Below are 18,941 nucleotides of genomic sequence, written 5' to 3' on the forward strand. Positions count from 1 at the left end.
CCCCGTCACGGTTCCGCTATATAATCTTTACAAGTTGCCTTGTCTGATTTGTCATTTTTGTAAGTCTGGGAATCGCTCTCAAACCCTTTTGATTACTCGTTAACCCAAGCTAACTTTCTTCCCTCTTTTCTTATCGCCTGATTTGCTCAGACTCAACTTCTTTCGCTCTCTCAAGCACCCTTCCGTTTGGGTCTGCAAAGGTAGAAACCTTTTCCTATTTTCCAAAACTTATTTTTTTTATTTTTTCTTTCGAAATCCTAAGTTTTGAACCGCTCAACTACCCTTTTCTCTATCCCCGTTGCGGGGTGCAAAAGTAGCAAACTTTTTGACTTTCCGAAAATTTATCTGAAGTTTTTTTGAGTTTCTTTTTTCTCCGCCTTTTCCGCTTTATCCTGCCTCCAAAAACCCGCTTCAATTAACCTTTCTAAGAACAATCCCGCTTCCTTATTTGCGGGCTGCAAAGGTAGCCACTTTTTACACTCCTGCAAACCTATTCTCCTATTTTACCAACACCTGTGCATAAGATGTTAATTATCAGAACGAAAAATTTAAAAAAACCACTCCTGAACTGACAACTCAAATTAAGTCGCCGGAAAGTTATAAGCCGAAGCAGCCTCAGGATGAAAATACTTTTTAGCTAACGACGAATATCCCACAAAAGAGTTAAGAATTTAAAATAAATTCCCGCTCAGCCCTTAGGCTAATTTAATAACAATAAGCCCCGGCTGGATACCTTTATTATATATAGTATAACCTGTTATTCCATTAAAGTGAATAGCTGGCATGAAATTGGTTTACCTGTAAGTATGAAAATAGTACACATTAATATCAATCAACCTCTTAAAAGTGTCAGAAATACCATTTTTGACCTCATTACAAAAAAGGCTGTTACACTAAAAGCTATTCATACCCGCTTAACAGACAATAACCGGGATAGAATCCCTCAATTTACCGGCTTTATTGCCTAATTATTTATTAGTGTAGTTTTTTACAGACAGAAATTAGCAGATCATAATTTCTATCAGTCCGAAAAAAAGCATAACGAAGTTTAAAATACGCTGGAGATAATAAAATCAGGCATATCACTTCCATCCACCACCCAAAGCACGATAAAGGTTCACTACTGCCTGTAATTCCTGTAACCTATCGTTAACTCCACTTAGTTGGGCAGATAGCAGGTTTTGCTCCGATGTTAATACATCTGTATAATTAGTAGCCGAACTATACCTTAACAGCTCCTGGGTATAATCAACGGCCTTTTGCAGGGCTATGATCTGCTTATTGCGCGCATCCTGTTTTTCTAAAGCCGTTTGCTGTGCATATAGCGCATTTGAAACTTCCTGTCCTGCAACAAGCAGCGTTTTTTGAAAACTATTTAAGGCCTCCTGTTGCTGGGCTTGTGCAGTACGCAGTCGCGCTTTATTTAGTCCCTGGTTAAAAATGGGCTGCGTTAAGCCTGCGGCTATGTTATAGAATATAGAATTGACAAAAAAATCTTTTAACTGCAATGTGGATAAACCTCCCGAAGCAGTTATGGTAAATGATGGATAAAAATAAGCTTTGGCAACATTGGTATTTTCAAAAGCTGCCCTAAAGGAATATTCGCTTTGCTGTACATCGGGGCGGTTGTTAAGCAGTTGCGCCGGTATACCAGTCTGTAATTCAGCTACTATTTTCTGGCTCATCAAATTACTGCGGTTAATCGGTCCGGGCGGCCTTGAAAGTAATATATCTAAAACGTTCTCCGTTTCACGAATGCTGCGTTTCAAATCCGGGATAGAAACCTCTGCTGCGTAACGGTTGGCCTCACTTTGCACTACGGCGGCGCCGGTTACTACCGCCCCGGCTTTTAGCTCTTTCATGGTTTCCACATCTTTTATCCTGTTTTTCAGGGTTTCAAGAGTGATCTCTAGTTGTTTATCCAGGGCCAATAGTGTAAAATAATTATTTGCTATATCTGCAATTAATTGAGTTTGTACAGCTCTTTTAGCTGCATCAGTTTGCAAAAAATTAGCAAGGGCTGCCCGTTTGGTACTGCTTAATTTACCCCAAACATCGGCTTCCCATGAGGATGTTATACCAGCCTGGTAATTGGTAGTTAAAGTATTGATGCTTACCCCGGCAGGATAATTTAAGCCGGCCGAAGACTGCTTAGACCTGGTTACGCCTGCATTACCGCTTAAGGATGGATAAAATGCGGCCTTGCTTTGCTGTAATGTTGCCTGTGCCTCTACGATTCTCTGGACGGCGGTTTTAAGATCGAGGTTATTGTTCAATCCTTCCTGTATCAGTGATCTCAATATAGTATCGGCAAACAGGCTCTGCCACGGCATTGCTGCTATTGTTGCTGTATCATTTAATTGCTGATCGCGATAAAGTCCGTTTGTACTCACAGTTGGGCGGTTGTAAGTTTTGGTGATTTTACAGGAGGACAGCACACCGAATAATAGCGTAAAAAGCAATATATATTTAAAACTGAATTTGTTCATGTTACACCTTTTAATGAATTAGTTAGCAGGAGTTATTACTGCTTCATCATTTTCATCATCCTCATCGTATTTTCGTTTACCGCTTACTTTTTCCTGCAGGTGCTGAAATATGATGAACAATACCGGGATCACAAATACCCCAAACACTGTACCTACAAACATCCCTCCTACAGCACCTGTACCTATCGATCTGTTGCCGTTAGCCCCGGCCCCTGTTGAAACCATCAACGGCATTATACCAAAAATGAAGGCAAAAGAGGTCATCAGGATCGGTCGTAAACGGGCTTCGGCGCCAGCAATGGCGGCAGGTACCAGATCCATCCCGGCCCTACGCCTGTCTAAAGCGAACTCTACAATCAGGATAGCATTTTTAGCCAGCAATCCAATGAGCATAATGAGCGAGATCTGCAGATAAATGTTACTCCCTATACCAAAGATCCGGGCAAACAGGTAAGTACCCGCCAAACCCACGGGCAAAGAAAGCAACACCGCGAACGGCAGGATGTAACTTTCATATTGAGCGCTCAATAAAAAGTATACAAACACCAGGCAAAGGATAAATATATAGGCCGATTGTGTCCCTGTGCTCAATTCTTCGCGGGTAAGACCAGAGAACTCAAAATCGTAACCAGCCGGTAAGGTTTGCTGTGCTACCTCTTTTATTGCCTTGATAGCATCCCCGGTGCTATAACCCGGATTAGGCGAGCCGGAAACAGATATAGCCGTAAACAAGTTAAACCTTGAAATCGACTCCGGACCGAACACTCTTTTCAAAGTTATAAATGAAGTGATAGGTGCCATGGTACCAGCGCTGTTACGTACAAATATTTTACTTAAACCTATTTCATTGGCCCGGTAATCATAATCGGCTTGCACCATTACACGGTATTGCTTACCAAACTGGTTAAAATTTGAAGCATATAAGCCGCCATAATATCCCTGCAGTGTATTTAACACCGAATTTACCGTTACACCAGCCTCCTTACATTTAGCCACATTTACATCCACCTGGAATTGTGGAAAGTTGGGGTTAAAGGATGAATTTAAACTTTGTATCTCCTTGCGTTTTTTAAGAACCGCCTGGAAGTTGTTACTCACTTTAAACAATTCATCAATCGAATGGCCTCCTTTATCCTGCAATTGAAATTCAAAACCATCACTGTTACCAAAACCTTGTAAAGTTGGCGGCGAAAAATAAAAAACGTTGGCTTCCCTTAAACCACTGGTTTTGGCTGATAGCTGACCGATAATACTTTGAAGGCTTTCACTTTTATCTTTACGTTCGTCCCAGCCCTTCAGCTTCATGATCACCATGGCGTATGCACTTCCAGATCCTGCAATAAAGTTAAAGCCAACCAGTTTAAGCGTGTTTACAACCGCCGGAAAAGTATGACCGATACTATCGATCTTACTGGCAACTGCCTCTGTACGTTCCATTGATGATGCAGGCGGCAGGCTGATAGCCGCAAAAACCGTCCCCTGGTCTTCATTAGGCACAAAGCTTGATGGTGTTGTTTTAACCAAATAAATCAGAACCGCCGAAAAAACGGCCACGGCAGCAAGGGCTATCCATTTTCTATGAGCTAAAAAGTTTACCGATTTTTTATATTTACCTGTTACTGCATCAAAAGAAGCATTAAATACTACGTAAAAATGATTGAGAAAGCCATGCTTTTTTGTTCCCTTTTCATGGGGTTTTAAAAACAAGGCACACAAAGCAGGGCTCAATGTTAAAGCGTTTACTGCCGAAAGTAGAATAGCAACCGCCAGCGTAATACCAAACTGCTTATAAAAAACCCCAGTTGACCCGGAAATAAATGTTACAGGTAAAAATACTGCCGACATTACCAGGGTAATAGAAACTATGGCTCCTGAGATCTCGTTCATTGCATCAATAGATGCTTTTCGGGCCGATTTATAGCCCAAATCCAGCTTGGCATGCACGGCCTCAACCACCACAATGGCATCATCTACCACAATACCAATTGCCAACACCAATGCAAATAACGTAAGCAAATTAATGGTAAAACCAAAAAGGTTGAGGAAAAAGAAAGTTCCCACAATGGCCACCGGAACTGCAATGGCAGGGATCAATGTAGATCTGAAATCCTGTAGAAACACAAATACCACAATAAATACAAGTATAAATGCTTCAATCAAAGTGCTTATCACCTTCTCAATCGAGGCATCGAGGAAATTATTGGCATCAACCAGGTAGGTGATCTTCATCCCTTTAGGAAACTTTTCGGCAGCAGCTTCTAGTATCTTTTTAGATTCATTGATCACATCGCGGGCATTTGAGCCGGCGGTTTGGCTAATAGCCACGCCTACCGATGGCAAGCTGTTGGTTTGAATATCAAAAGAATAATCCAGTGACCCCATTTCAACACGCGCCACATCATTTAAGCGCAATAACTGACCATTCCCTACCGATTTAATAATGATATTACCAAACTCTGCAGCTGTTTTAAGCCGCCCTTTGTACCTTATAACGTACTGAAATGATTGGTTGCTATTTTCGCCAAACTTACCGGGTGCAGCCTCAATATTCTGTTCATTAAGTGCCTCGGTAATATCATCAGGAATAAGATTATACCTCGACATTACATCGGGTTTCAGCCAGATCCGCATCGAATAATCCCGGGATCCAAAAACATTGGCATTCCCCACACCCGTTACGCGTTGTATTTGCGGCACCAGGTTTATCTTGGCATAATTTTGCAAAAATGTTTCATCGTAAGTTTTATTTTCGCTGTATAACGAAAAAATGATGAGGTTACTGCTCTGGCTTTTTGCAACCGTGACACCAGATTGAGTTACCACCAACGGCAGCAAACTTGTAGCCCTTGATACCCGGTTCTGCACGTTTACAGCAGCGAGATCCGGGTTAGTACCAACCTTAAAATAAACTGTGATAGACGCCGAACCATCATTACTGGCAGATGAAGTCATGTAAGTCATGTTCTCCACCCCGTTGATCTGTTCTTCCATCGGGATAATAACACTTTTAAGTACTACATCGGCATTGGCGCCACTATAATAAGCCTCCACCTGAACGGTGGGTGGTGCAATATCAGGGTATTGTGAAATGGGGAGATTAATGAGCCCTAAAATACCCAGTATCAACAGCAATACAGAAATAACGGTTGATAGTACTGGGCGTTCTATAAATTTTTTAAGCATAATATTGCTTTAGTGATGATTGAAAAGGTAGAAATACGTATTATTTAAGATTGCCGTAAACCGAAGCAGCATTAACTTCATTTGGTTTAATAACGGTACCATCCTGTAAGTTACCCGAGCTTTCCAGTATAATTTTGTCGCCGGCTTTAAGTCCGTCAGTAATTACATAAAACTTATCGGCAGTGTTATCCATCACATTAATGGCCACATTTTTTATTTTATGCTGATCATCTACAACATACACAAAACGTTTATCCTGAAGCTCATAAGTTGCACTTTGCGGAACCAGCAATGCTGATTTAACCACCTTTGGAATCCGCACCACGGCGCTGCTGCCACTGCGGATCAGGCCGCGTGGGTTGGCAAAATCGGCGCGTACATTGGCAGCACCAGTGGCGGTATTTATCAAACCGTTCACGGTTTCAACCTTACCAAAATGCTCATAAGTAGTACCATCCGGCAATATCAGCGCTACGGCCGGCAGCTTACTCAATTTGGTCTTAAAAGATGTGTTATTTGTACTATCCCTGCTAAAATCAAGCAATTGCTTTTCGTTTAAGGCAAAGTAGGCGTAAATATTTGATGTATTGTAAACAGTAGTAAGCGGGTCTGTTGTGCTGCTGGTTACCAGGCTACCCAGTTTATAAGGTAAGGAGCCAATAACTCCGTTTACCGGGCTGGTGATAGTGGTGTATCCCAAATTCACTTTAGCATTTACCAAAGCAGCTTTGGCCTGTGCCAGCGCTGCTGCTTTTGATTGCTGCGTATATTCTGCCGATTCCAATTCATAATGGCTGATAATATCCTTCTCAACCAGTGGTTTTACTTTATTTACCTGCATCCTGGCCAGGCTCAGGTCGGCTTCGGCAGTTTTAATACCGGCTTCGGCGGTGCGTACCTCCTGCTCATATTGCGGCGCATTTATTTTAAACAGCAATTGACCTTTGGTTACAACGGAGCCTTCATCCACATAGATTTTCTCCACATAACCATCAACTTTGGGCCTAATCTCGATATTTTGCTGCCCCTGGATACTTGCCGGATAATCAACATTTAAAGTTGCCGAACGGGGTTGCAATTGCATTACTTTGTAATCCAAAACCTGCGGAGCCTGGTTTGCGGCAGCCTGTTTATTTATATCGCCACAGGATGAAAAAATTGCAGCAAAAATTACCGCTATTAAAACTCCCTGAACAATTGTTAAGCGTTTTGAATTATATTTTTTAGAAGACAGGATAAAAAGCATCATTATTAGTTAAATCATCAGCAATACCGGGCACAGCATAGCAGCCGCTAAATTCGGATATAATTTTTATATAGATGTTTAAGTAGGTGTTATTGTTACACCCGATGGAAAATTTTATGCTTTTAAATTAAAGACAAATTAAAATTACCCCATCCAACATAGCCCATGCAGCAGGCTTGTATCGATCATGTATATTGAATTTATAATAGCTTGTAAGTCCCCATATCTATGTGTTATTATATCAAAAACGGGAGAGAATTATTAAGATTTAACCTACATTTCTTTCAAAAAATATTAGATTTATACACTATTATAAACCAATTACCTTATCCTGTAAAAGGTACACCAAAAAGATAATGAGGAGATTTTTTTTACTTGCATTTTTATTTTTCACGCTGGGTGTTAAATCGCAAATTTTAACTCCGCGGCAACAATACCCCGGCTTGTTTGAGGCTGTACAATTATCAAACATATTTCCGGATAATAAAACTTTTGTGGATGCCGTACCCAGGCAAAATCCGGCATTAATCATGAAAGCATATCATGAACAAAAGAACAAGCCGGGATTTGATCTGAAGGCATTTGTGTTGGCAAACTTTGATATGCCTATCTCCCATAATGCTTTCCAAACTGATATAGAGGCTGGGATCCGTAAACATATTGATACCTTGTGGCAGGTTTTACAGCGGCGGCCCGATGAAGCAAAGCCAAACTCATCAACATTGGCACTGCCTAACCCATACATAGTTCCCGGCGGTCGTTTCAGGGAGATCTATTACTGGGATTCTTATTTTACCATGCTGGGGTTGCAGGAAAGTCACCAGGTTAAAGTGATCCACAATATGGTGGAGAACTTCGCTTATCTTATTGATAAATACGGCTTTATCCCCAACGGCAACCGCAGCTATTACCTTACCCGCTCGCAGCCGCCATTTTTTGCCATGATGGTAAACCTGCTGGCCAAAAATGAAGGCAAACAGGTATTAAACCAGTTCAGGCCGCAGCTAATCAAGGAATACAATTACTGGATGCTGGGATCTGCCAATTTAAAAGCAAACGCCGCTACCCACAGGGCAGCACGGATGCGCGGCGGCGAACTCATGAACCGTTACTGGGATGAAAGCGACCAGCCCAGGGAAGAATCATACGTAAAAGATGTAGATGCCGCCAAAGAAACCAAAGAACCTCTGCCTCAATTCTATCACAATATAAGAGCCGCAGCGGCTTCCGGGTGGGATTTTAGTACCCGCTGGTTTGATGCATCGGGCAAGCTTGCCACAATACAAACAACTGATCTTATCCCTGTTGATTTGAATTGTTTGATCTATAACCTCGAACTTACCATTGCTCACAGCTACCAGCAAAGCGGTAATTTAAAACTATCCAGGTTATACCAGGCAAAAGCTGATAAACGGAAAAAAGCGATATTAAAATACTGCTGGAACCCAAAAATCGGCTGGTTTGATGATTATAACCTGCAGCTAAAGCAATTATCAACAGTGCCTACCCTTGCAGCCGAATTCCCGCTGGAATTTAAAATTGCTACAAAGGAACAAGCCAGACTTGTAGCCGAAGGATTAAAAAACAATTTCCTGAAACCGGGCGGACTGGTTACTACACTTAATTTTTCGGGCCAGCAATGGGATGCACCCAACGGCTGGGCACCTTTACAATACATGGCCATTGATGGTTTAGAAAATTACCATTACAACGCCCTGGCAAAAGAAATTGCTACCCGTTGGTTAAGGCTAAACATCCGTGTGTTTAAGCAAACCGGCAAACTGTTGGAGAAGTATAATGTGGTTGATACCAAATTAACAGCCGGCGGCGGCGAGTACCCTCTTCAGGATGGTTTTGGCTGGACCAACGGGGTATTGCTCCATCTTATAAACCGTTACCATTTTGACCCGGCGCAGGAATCAAAGGGATTGCCAGAGAATCAGAATTGAACTTCGCATCAAAAACTTCTGTGGCTTAATAGTCCTGAATTGCAAAATTCAGCGACGGATTATGAGAAGAATAGCTGCCATAAACCATACTTAAGAAGTTTTAAAACTTCCTAAGTATTTATAAATTTAAAAAGACTCTTATTTAATAGTATAGTTCTGCTTGTTTACCCCGACACCGGTAATTTTTAATGACTTCCAATTGGATGGCAGTTTGCTTTTAACCTGTACAATACCGGTCGGTGTGATATCCAAGCCGCCGAAACCCATTAGTAAACTTTGAATGATACCACCTGCACCTGTGGCAAAATAGGGGTTTGTACCTTCCTTAGTCTCCGCAATAACCCTAAATGGCGGATTAAGGTTTGGCTCATAAGCGTCCTTAAAAAAATGGTAAGCTTTATCGCCATTACCTATACGTGCATATAGTAAAGCAAAAACAGCTTGCGTCATAGCAGGCGTTCCTTCGTTTGGTATGCGGGTTTCATAATATTCCAGGTCCTTTTTTATTTGAGCAGGATCTGTTATTGTTTTTAGCGGATAGGCCAGCAGATTTACGTCGGCTTGTTTTATGCCTTCGCCGTTATAGCTGGCATGCTCGCGGGTTACGCCATTATCCAGTTTAAGGATCGGGATATTCTGGGCAACTACCTGCCAGTCGGCATCAGCTTTCTCGCCCAATATTTTAGCAGCCGCGGTCGCGTTTTGCAGGTTGGCCTTTGCAGCGGCATTGGTAAAAGCATTGTTATCAATGTTTTCGGCCCACTCGTCAGCAGCTACCACATTTTTAATGTCATACCGGCCCGGGCCATTGCGTTCCACCCTGCTTGCCCAAAAATCGGCAGTTGCAGATAGTATGGGCCAGCCTTTTTCGCGCAGCCATTGTTTGTCCTGCGTTACACAATAATAATTCCATGCAGCCAGGGCAACGTCGGCAGTTATATGGTGTTCAAACGGGCCGCTCAATGCCCAAACCGGTGTTTCCTCTACCCCGCTATCAGCACTTTCCCACGGAAACATAGCCCCTTTGAAACCATGCGAAAACGCATTTTTACGGGCAGCATCCAGTCGTTCAAACCTATATTCGACCATTGATTTAGCAATTTCGGGGTGTAGTACCAGCATGGCAGGGTACATCCAAATATCGCTATCCCAAAAAACGTGGCCATTATAACCCAGGCCCGAAAGCCCCATCGGTGAAGGTGAATAAGCTGCACCTGCACGCGAGAATGAGTACAGGTGATAAAGCATACTGTGCACATCCTGCTGCGCCTGGGCATCGCCCTCAATTTGAATATCACTGGCCCACAAATCATCCCAGGCTTTGTTATGAAATTTTATCAGGCGATCGCGCCCTTCCAGTTTGGCAAAAATTGTAAGGCGCTCGGCCTCGTTCAAGGGATCGGCATGGTGGGCAGATGTTATTGATGAACCAGTAACTGCGTATTTATAAGTTTCGCCCGCGGCAACAGCTTTGTTGAATTTCATCAGGTGCATGTTATTATCCCACATTTCGTGAATAATGCGGGGTTCCTGCCCATGCGGTTCATTAAACAAAAACGAGGTGGAAGCGCATAGCTGCATTTTACCTGTTGGGCTTTTTGCAGTTGATGTTAAAAGGCTGATGGTAACATGCGGGCGATCAATTTCATTGTAATAGTTCTGTACCTCCTTCAACGCGTCGGGCGCTTCCATCACGCTTGCCGATGTAATGTTGATTGCCTTTTTGGCTGTAACCGATACATCCATCAAAACAGTGAATGGCAGCTGGCGCAGGGAATAATAGGTATATTTTATAGTAGCCTTATCACCGTAATCAAATGTGGTGGTAAACGCGGCATGATGCATATCCAGCTCCTGTTTAAAATTACTGATGTTTTTTGCGTCAATACGTTTACCATCAATCTCCAGGTACATATTGAGCAGGTTAAAGCTGTTTAAAAAATTGCTAACCCGGCCACGGCCATAAAGGTCATAAGCACCGGCTAATACCACATTTTTTACCTTAAAAGGCTCGGGGGCCGATACAATACCGATCATCCCATTGGCTACAGTGATCCCGTAATAGTTGGCCGGGTCTATTTTGTCGGCCTTAACAGTCCATGGATCAATAGTTTGAGCGTTTACTATAAATGGAGTACATAAGGTTAGCAATAAAAACCATTTTGATAGTCTTTTCATATAAAATACGGTTTAATAATAAATAAATGGGCCTTCATTGCGGGTAAAACCCGGAGATTCTGAGGTTTTAAAAGGTTTGTCATCCTGAACGGAGTGAAGGATCTATTCGCAGACTGTACAGGGTGAAGAAGCATGGTGGAGAATAGATCCTTCACTCCGTTCAGGATGACAAAAAGTTTTTTTTTAAAACACGTCATGCGTAACGCAGTGAAGGATCCATTCCCAGACTGTACAGGGCGAAGAAGCATGGCGAATAATAGATACTTCACTGCGTTCAGCATGACAAAAAGTTTTTTTTTGCAAATCATGTGGTAAGCAGAATATATGTTTCACGTACGTTTAAAAACATTATTAAATAAAATCGACAGCTTTCAATTAATTGATCTTTAACTATTTAATTTCCAGTTGAAGCTTTTTCGCTACCAGCTGTCCTATTTCGGCCCCTTGTTTATTGCCTGTTATGCAGGCATTTTTAAAGTGGATACCACCGTAAACCCTGGACATTGCGGCCGATTTTGCCGCCTCTCTAAAAGATTTAAAAGATAAGGGGGCAATCCCAAATTCCATTTCGGATGAATCTGTATAGGCAAAATTACCACCAAACCTGCTGGTAAGCACTTCGGCAGCCGCCGATGATATTACCGCGTGCCCGCTGCTGTATTCAGGAAATGGCGGTGTTTGGATGTATGGGCGCCAGTCGGCATTAATGTACTTGATGATTACCGTTTCGGGCCTTACATAGTTTGACCGGTACTTTAAATACCAGCAATTGATAAAGCCATCAAACAAAGCAATGGCTGTTTCGGCGTATACACTAACGGTGGTATTAAAATCAAGCTTTTTGGCCCGTGTTACCGTACCGGTAATATTCATCCAGTGGCCTCCCGGCGAAAACTTTTTAGTGGCAAACATAGCGTGACCCACTACATTGAGCTTAAAGGCATTATCATCCCAAAAATCGGCCTCGTGTTTTTGCTCTTTGGTAAGGCTGTCAACCGTTTGTTTTACCTCCACAGCCTGCAGGTAAAATTTACTATTCTTGTTTTTTATATCGAACACCGGCGGATCTGGCGGTATAAATTGAGCGGTGGAATCAAGTATCATGGGCCTTATCTCGCCCCAATGCGCCTCTAAAGCCTGGGCGTACATGGGTGGTGTCGGGATCCAGCGGCCATCCTGCTGCTTTACAGTATATTTACTTGCCGACCGGGTTTTTAAATAGTTATCGCCCTTGCTCCACTTCATAATAAATTTAGCTACTTTATTAGCATAATTTACCGATCCCTCAAACAAATCATCGGGCATGCCGGCGTCTTTAGCCTTTTGTTTTAAGCCATCAACATACTGATCCATACTTCCTTCCGGAAACGTTACCGCATTACCCACATAACAAAATGCCAATAAGGATGCAAACTGGTAATCAACAGCGGTATCTTTTGATGCTAACGGTGTTGGTGGCAGGTGTTTTATCTGCCCCGATAACAACCTGAAATGCTTGGGGTCGCCTGCGGCGATAACCTGGTAGGCAGCTATGTTGGCATACACATAATTACGCGAAGCTGTAACCGGCGGAAAGTTGTTTTCCAACACAATATCATTCAGTTTTTTTACTGTAACGCGGTACAATTCAGGATCATGCAAAACTTTTTGGTAGTCGGGCTTTTTACAGGAGGCGAATAAAAATAACATCCCTGCAATACAAAATAGAAAGAGTCTCATAATTTTAAACATAGGTTAAAAGCAAACGGAATATCGGGGCAAAATCCGCTGGTTTTTATATTGGATCAACAGCCAATATAGGCTTTTTTACGATATCCATCAGCATATAAATTTTTGTTTTTTGACATAGGGTCCACAAAGCTATTGCTCCTATGAAGCAGGAGCTACAGTAGAGTTGTATATAGGTATTGTGACAGACATACGGAGTAATATTCAATAAGTAGAGCTCCGCTGGAGCTTTAAAATCACATTTATATTTTTTTCTGCAAAGCTGCTGCTCCGCCGGAGCAGGAACTACGCATTATTCATAAAAATTCTACAAAGCTGCTGCTCCCCTGGAGCACGAACGCAGCATTATTCATAAAAATTCTACAAAGCTGCTGCTCCTCTGGAGCACGAACGCAGCATTATTCTTAAAAATTCCACTTGTTTACATACATTCCACTATCTGAACTAAATGATTTATTTAAATGTTTTTGCATTGGCTTATTTCAATTTCACGTGCAAAAAAATTGTTCAGAGCTGCTCCAGGGGAGCAATAGCTTTGTAGAAAAAATGGAAGCAGAAATTGTGTGCTCCAGCGGAGCACAACCCTATCGGAGAAGTTTATTCGGGCAGTTTGAAAATGTATTGTTCTTCATATGGAATATCAAAGCGTTTTAACAATTGTTTATATTCAACTAAAAACGATTTCTCCTGATGATGTTCCTTTTGATTTAAAATATACTTCACCACATTGTCAACCTCCGACCGGCTATGGCTGAAAGCCCCATATCCATGTTGCCACTGAAATTTGCCGATGGTTAAATTCTCCTTATTTACCCATTCGGATGAATCGCTCTTTACCACTCTCATTAAATCGGAAATGGATTGTTTGGGGTTTAAACCAATAAACAGATGCATATGATCGGGCATGTTATTAATGGCTATCATCTTATGTCCATTGTTTTGAACAATTGCAGTCATATAAAGCCTTAAGCGTTCGTCCCAATCTTCAACAAGCAATGCGGCGCGGTATTTCACAGCAAATACAAAATGAATGTAGAGTTGTGTATAGGTATTGTTGACAGACATAGCGGGTAATATTCAATAAGTCGAGCTCCACTGGAGCTCTAAAATCAAATTTATATTTTTTTTCTACAAAGCTACTGCTCCTCTGGAGCAGGAACTCTGCATTATTTAAAAATTCTACAAAGCTGCGGTTTCTCCGGAGCAGGAACTCCGCATTAATATTCAATAAATTGAGCACCGCTGGAGCTCTAAAATCAAACATATATTTCTTCTACAAAGCTTTTGCTCCACCGGAGCAAGAACTCAGCATTATTTATAAAAATCCTACAAAGCTGCCACTTCTTCGGAGCAGGAACTCCGCATTAATATTAAGTTGAGCTCCGCTGGAGCTCTAAAATCGAACATATATTTTTTCTACAAAGCTGTTGCTCCGCCGGAGCAAGAACTCCACATTATTTATAAAAATCCTACAAAGCTGCGGCTCCTCCAGAGCAGGAACTCCACATTATTTATAAAAAGTCCACAAAGCCATTGCTTCTCCAGAGCGGGAACGCAGCATAGAGCTGCTCCAGAGGAGCAAAAGCTTTGTAGCAGACAGGACAACGACGTTTTGTGCTCCAGAGGAGCACCACTATTCAATATGCTTATTCAGGACAATCTTTCTATAAAGCTGCTGCTTCGCTGGAGCAGAGAGGCTGCATTATTTATAACATTCTGCAAAGCTGGTGCTTCTACGGAGCAGGGATTCCGCATTATTTATAAAAAACTTGTTTGCCTATTCCACCATCTAAATTACCTGATTTATTTAAATGTTTTTGCACTGGCTTATTTCTATCAGCAATGCAAAAATGTCGTTGGTATTCTTAAATTTACGCCCCCACTGAACCAAAATGAAGAGAATTGTACTTATACTTTTAGCAGTTACTGCGGCTATTATAGCAGCAATATATTTAATAATCCCGTCTACCTTAACAATTAATAACCAGCTTAACATTGATGCATCTGACGCCATCGCTGCTAAGTTTTTAACCCACCGGGAACAATGGGAAAAATGGTGGCCCGGCGCCAAGATCAATAACAACCGGTTTGATTACGAGGGCATCCATTTTTATATCAGCGAAACCACCAACAGCGGTGCACATGTTACTTTGCAACGGGGCAATTTAAAACTCAATAGCGAGATCAGTTATCTGGCTGATGATTTTGCTGTGAAAATAACCTGGCACACTAAAATACAAAACAGCCTTAATCCTTTTCAAAGGGTTAAATATTATTTAAACGCCCAGGCTCTTAAAGCCAAAACAGCTGAAATTTTAAAACACCTCAAATCGTTTTTGGAGGATGAGAAAAAAGCATATGGTTATAAAATTTATATAGAAAAAATAAAGGATCACGTATTGCTTACTGCCATCACAAGTTCTGTTAACTATCCGGATGTGCAAACCATTTATGAAACAGTTAACAGCCTAAAGTTACAGGCTAAAACTAAAGGCGTAGTATTAACCAACTTTCCTATGCTTAATGTTACAAAGGTTGATGATAAAGAGCACCAGGTTACTGTTGCGCTCCCTATCAATAAAACAATTAAGCCAGATCAGAAATCATTAATTAACAACCTGGTAGTAGGAGCAAATTTGTTGGTAGCAGATGTAAAAGGTGGCCCCAATACTATAAATGACGCTTTTAGTGCAGTTAAAGCTTACATGAAAGATCATAATTTAACAGCGCCGGCCATGCCTTTTGAATCATTGATCACCGACAGAGCTGTTGAAAAAGACACATCGAAATGGGTGACCAAAATATACGCCCCTATTTTTTAAGCTAATACTATTTGGTAACCAGCATTACCTTACCATCATAAGTAACAATAATATAATCCGTTGATCCGGCACGTTTTATGGTTGAAATATATGGCAGTTCCTGGAAATTAAAGGCCGCGTTAATCAGATATCCAGGGGGCGAAAACTGTTTTTGCTGTTTGTTATAATGCAAACCAACTAAACCCAAAGCATCATATTTACCTTCGTAAGGTACAACACCCCAAAAGTTGCCGTTAAGCAATACATCCTCTGTTTTATCATCTGCCTGGATAATAGACCGGATGGGGGCCTGTTGGTACAGGTATGGCAATTCTTTAAATGTAGCAGCATGCAACACATCGCTCACAAAAATGCTATTAAACTGGTTTGCGCTTAACCGGTTATTATCATCCAGTTTATCTTTGAAGATCTCGGACGTGGTTTTATCGGCCATTTTTTGATAACTGAGCCACTCTTTTTTCAGATAAGGCAGTTCCTGTTCCAGGTCATTCTTTGGTCTGAAAGGATAATATTGTCCTTTAATAAAATAGGATAGTATAAAATCATTTTTACCATCTTTATCCAGGTCGGTATTGTAAGCATACAGCGATTGATCTGGTGCTACATTATATTTATTGTTTGTACCCCAGTTACCTGCTACCAGGTCGGCTTTACCATCGCCATCCATATCTGTAATTAATGCCGATTGCCACCAGCCCTTTTCATTATCCAACACGCCGGAAGAAAATTTATTGAGTTTTTTGCCATCATTTAAAAAGATCTGAATAGGCTGCCACTCGGCAGTTATTACCAGGTCGGCCTTGCCGTTATGGTCAATATCGGCTGTGGTGATGCTTGTTATGTATTGAATAGCTGTAATTTCATCATAGGTCTTATCATGGCTAACATCGAAATTACCGTTACCTTTATTTATCAAAATAACTGATGGTACTTTAGCAGTATAATCTTTATATGATGTGCTTCCTGTTAATAATATATCGTTCAACCCATCTCCGTTAAAATCAAACACAGCAATTTTTGAAGTTTGATTAGCAATTTTTGGCAGCGCCTTATACTCAAACTGAAAATTTCCCTTATTGATATATAAGCGTGGCGGCAATCTTTTGTCATCATCCAAAAACGGGTGATTGGCGCTAATGATAACCAGATCGGGCTTGCCATCATTATTTACATCGGTCCAAACTGCCTGCTCATCCCCATATTCGTTAAACTTTTCAAATCCGGCCACTTTTACCTTATCGTACCCTCCTGTCCTATTTCCGGCAAGCAGGTATCTGTCCTCGCCTGTAAAGCCACCTAAATAAATATCGTCATAGCCATCTCCATTAACATCTGCTACTGCAATAGCGGGGGTGTGCAACAAATAGGTATGCGGCAACAACGAATAATAATTGAAGTCGGGCGTATCAAAAGTTTTTACACTGGCCAAAAGTTTAGCCTGCACAGGTTTATAATCAAATTGCTTTTTATTGCTGATGAAAGCATTTATTACTGATGAAATATTATCCGCCGACTGTACCTGTTTACGATCATAAGTGATTGTTGTTTTTGCACCTGGCTTAAAATTCTTTACTATCTGCCAGCTATTATCGGGCCATACCACTAAAAGTTCAGCAGGCTTATCGCCAGGTAAAAAGGTAAAAATCAGCTCGTTACTCAGGTTGCTTTCATAAGCGCTACTGGTTTGAATTTCCTGGTGGTCAAGCTGCTTGCCCGATTTAAGGAAAAACTTAGTCCCGATACCATCCGGGTTAGCTTTGATATACTTAACAGCGTACTTTAAAAAGCCCGGTTTATCATCCTTACGGGTTTCCATAGTGGTATTTTTATACAGGTAAGCCGGCTCATCCATGTTATTGGTTACTATTTCCAGGTCGCCGTCGTTATCCAGGTCGACCGCTACCGAGCCCGCCGAGATTGACGGCTTTTGCATATCATTCGTAAATGAAGCATCGGTAAACTTAAGCAGATCATCCCCGTGATAAAAAAAGTTGTGCACCGCGCCATCGGGCATCATGTTGATTTTATCTTTATCAAAAACACGGCTGGTTTGATACTCCTGCATTACACCCGGATTGCCCAGGTATTTAAGATAATCCATATCGTTGAGCCGCTTTTTTATCCCGTTGGAGAAAAAAAGATCCTTACGGCCATCCATATCAAAGTCCTGCACCAGGGGCGACCACGTCCAATCGGTAGCTGATACACCGCTGTATAAGCCCATATCAACAAACTTGCTCCCGTTTGCTACATTTAACTGCAGGCAGTTTTTTGAATACTGGTAATAATAACCCGCGTTAACTTCCTGGTTATAAATATCCAATGGCTCGTCATTTATGGTTGATCGTAATGCTTTAATATCCTCGGGCAGCATATCTGTGGTGAGCACATCCAAATGACCATCTTTATTGATATCGCTGATGGCATTCCMCATGGAAAACAGGCTGGTATGGCCAAAAGCGCTTTTAAGCTGTTCTTTAAAAGTACCGTCGTGCTGGTTGATGTAATAATAATCCTGTTCAAAAAAATCGTTACTTACATAAATATCATCCCAGCCATCATTGTTCAGATCGCCGATGCTGAGGCCAAGCCCGTAGCCTATGGGGGCGCTATAAATACCCGATTTTTGGGTAACATCTGTAAAATGCCCGCCATCGTTACGGAAAAGGTGATCGCCGGCATCATGGCTGTATTTAAATCTTAAGGTAGAATCGCCGTAGGTATCGTTACTATGTACAGATGAGGTGAGCAGGAACATATCCAGGTCGCCATCCTTATCATAATCAAAAAACGAAACCTGTGTTGACAGACCTGCGAAATCGAGCCCATATTTGGCAGCGCTTTCTGTAAAGGTAAGATTGCCGTTGTTGATGTAGAGTTGATTTTTGCCCTTAAATGTTTTGTAACCCGATACTGCAGATACATAAATATCCTTTAAGCCATCGCCATTGATATCAACTACGGTAACACCTGTTTTCCAGTTGCCAGTACCGGCAAGGCCCGCTTTAGCCGTTATGTCCTCAAACTTTAAACCGCCTTTATTTAAATAAAGCTTATTCTCTCCCTGGTTTGATACAAAATACAGATCCTGTAGCCCATCGTTATTAAAATCGGCCGCGGCTACGCCTGCACCGTTGTAGAAATACAGGTAATCTAAAATATTTACAGAATCTGATACAATATTTTTGTTTACAAAGCCTATTCCTGTTTCATCTGCAGATAGTAATTTAAAAGCCCCATCGCCGGTCTTTTTAGGTTTGCAGGCACCCAGGCAAATAATCCCGATAAAAAACAGGAAGCAAAGCAATTTCATCGGTACAGGTATATATTTTGTAAGTAGCGACAT

Annotated in this window: 10 protein-coding genes; 3 read left to right on the forward strand and 7 right to left on the reverse strand. The window is 41.5% G+C overall.

Annotation, left to right across the window (positions count from 1 at the left end; all coding sequences use genetic code 11):
* Positions 1–806 precede the first annotated feature (806 nt).
* A complete protein-coding gene (locus AC1DQW_RS24930; protein ID WP_477456528.1) occupies positions 807–968 on the forward strand; it encodes a hypothetical protein in 162 nt (53 codons plus the stop codon).
* Positions 969–1,082: 114 nt separating this feature from the next.
* Here AC1DQW_RS24930 and AC1DQW_RS24935 read toward each other — a convergent pair whose 3' ends face one another.
* Genes AC1DQW_RS24935 through AC1DQW_RS24945 form a run of 3 tightly spaced genes read right to left on the reverse strand, consistent with a single transcriptional unit; the run spans position 1,083 to position 6,921 of the window.
* Positions 1,083–2,489 carry an efflux transporter outer membrane subunit gene (locus AC1DQW_RS24935; RefSeq protein WP_477456529.1) on the reverse strand — a complete coding sequence of 469 codons (1,407 nt, stop codon included), beginning with the start codon at positions 2,487–2,489 and terminating at the stop codon, positions 1,083–1,085.
* Between the two features lie 18 nt (positions 2,490–2,507).
* A complete protein-coding gene (locus AC1DQW_RS24940) occupies positions 2,508–5,672 on the reverse strand; it encodes an efflux RND transporter permease subunit (RefSeq protein WP_477456530.1) in 3,165 nt (1,054 codons plus the stop codon).
* A 40-nt stretch (positions 5,673–5,712) separates the two neighbouring features.
* Positions 5,713–6,921, reverse strand: a complete 1,209-nt coding sequence (locus tag AC1DQW_RS24945) for an efflux RND transporter periplasmic adaptor subunit (RefSeq protein WP_477456531.1) — start codon at positions 6,919–6,921, stop codon at positions 5,713–5,715.
* A 353-nt stretch (positions 6,922–7,274) separates the two neighbouring features.
* Here AC1DQW_RS24945 and treA point away from each other — a divergent pair, with 353 nt between their 5' ends.
* Positions 7,275–8,867, forward strand: coding sequence for an alpha,alpha-trehalase TreA (gene treA, locus AC1DQW_RS24950; protein ID WP_477456532.1), 1,593 nt, complete (start codon positions 7,275–7,277; stop codon positions 8,865–8,867).
* A gap of 138 nt (positions 8,868–9,005) precedes the next feature.
* Here treA and AC1DQW_RS24955 read toward each other — a convergent pair whose 3' ends face one another.
* The 3 genes from AC1DQW_RS24955 to tnpA all read right to left on the reverse strand — a co-directional run bounded on the left by AC1DQW_RS24955 (position 9,006) and on the right by tnpA (position 13,838).
* Positions 9,006–11,045 carry a glycosyl hydrolase family 95 catalytic domain-containing protein gene (locus tag AC1DQW_RS24955; RefSeq protein WP_477456533.1) on the reverse strand — a complete coding sequence of 680 codons (2,040 nt, stop codon included), beginning with the start codon at positions 11,043–11,045 and terminating at the stop codon, positions 9,006–9,008.
* A gap of 390 nt (positions 11,046–11,435) precedes the next feature.
* Entirely contained in the window at positions 11,436–12,764 is a 1,329-nt protein-coding gene (locus AC1DQW_RS24960; RefSeq protein ID WP_477456534.1) for a vanadium-dependent haloperoxidase, read from the reverse strand.
* Between the two features lie 606 nt (positions 12,765–13,370).
* Entirely contained in the window at positions 13,371–13,838 is a 468-nt protein-coding gene (tnpA, locus tag AC1DQW_RS24965) for an IS200/IS605 family transposase (protein WP_477456535.1), read from the reverse strand.
* A gap of 827 nt (positions 13,839–14,665) precedes the next feature.
* Here tnpA and AC1DQW_RS24970 point away from each other — a divergent pair.
* The gene (locus tag AC1DQW_RS24970; protein ID WP_477456536.1) at positions 14,666–15,595 is read left to right on the forward strand and encodes a GyrI-like domain-containing protein; all 930 of its coding nucleotides are present in this window, start codon (positions 14,666–14,668) and stop codon (positions 15,593–15,595) included.
* 7 nt (positions 15,596–15,602) lie between these two features.
* On the opposite strand, the gene AC1DQW_RS24975 is transcribed toward AC1DQW_RS24970, so the two are convergent.
* On the reverse strand, positions 15,603–18,941 hold the full coding sequence (locus AC1DQW_RS24975; RefSeq protein ID WP_477456537.1) for an FG-GAP repeat domain-containing protein: 3,339 nt from the start codon (positions 18,939–18,941) through the stop codon (positions 15,603–15,605).

Source organism: Mucilaginibacter sp. P5_A4 (genome assembly GCF_056400605.1).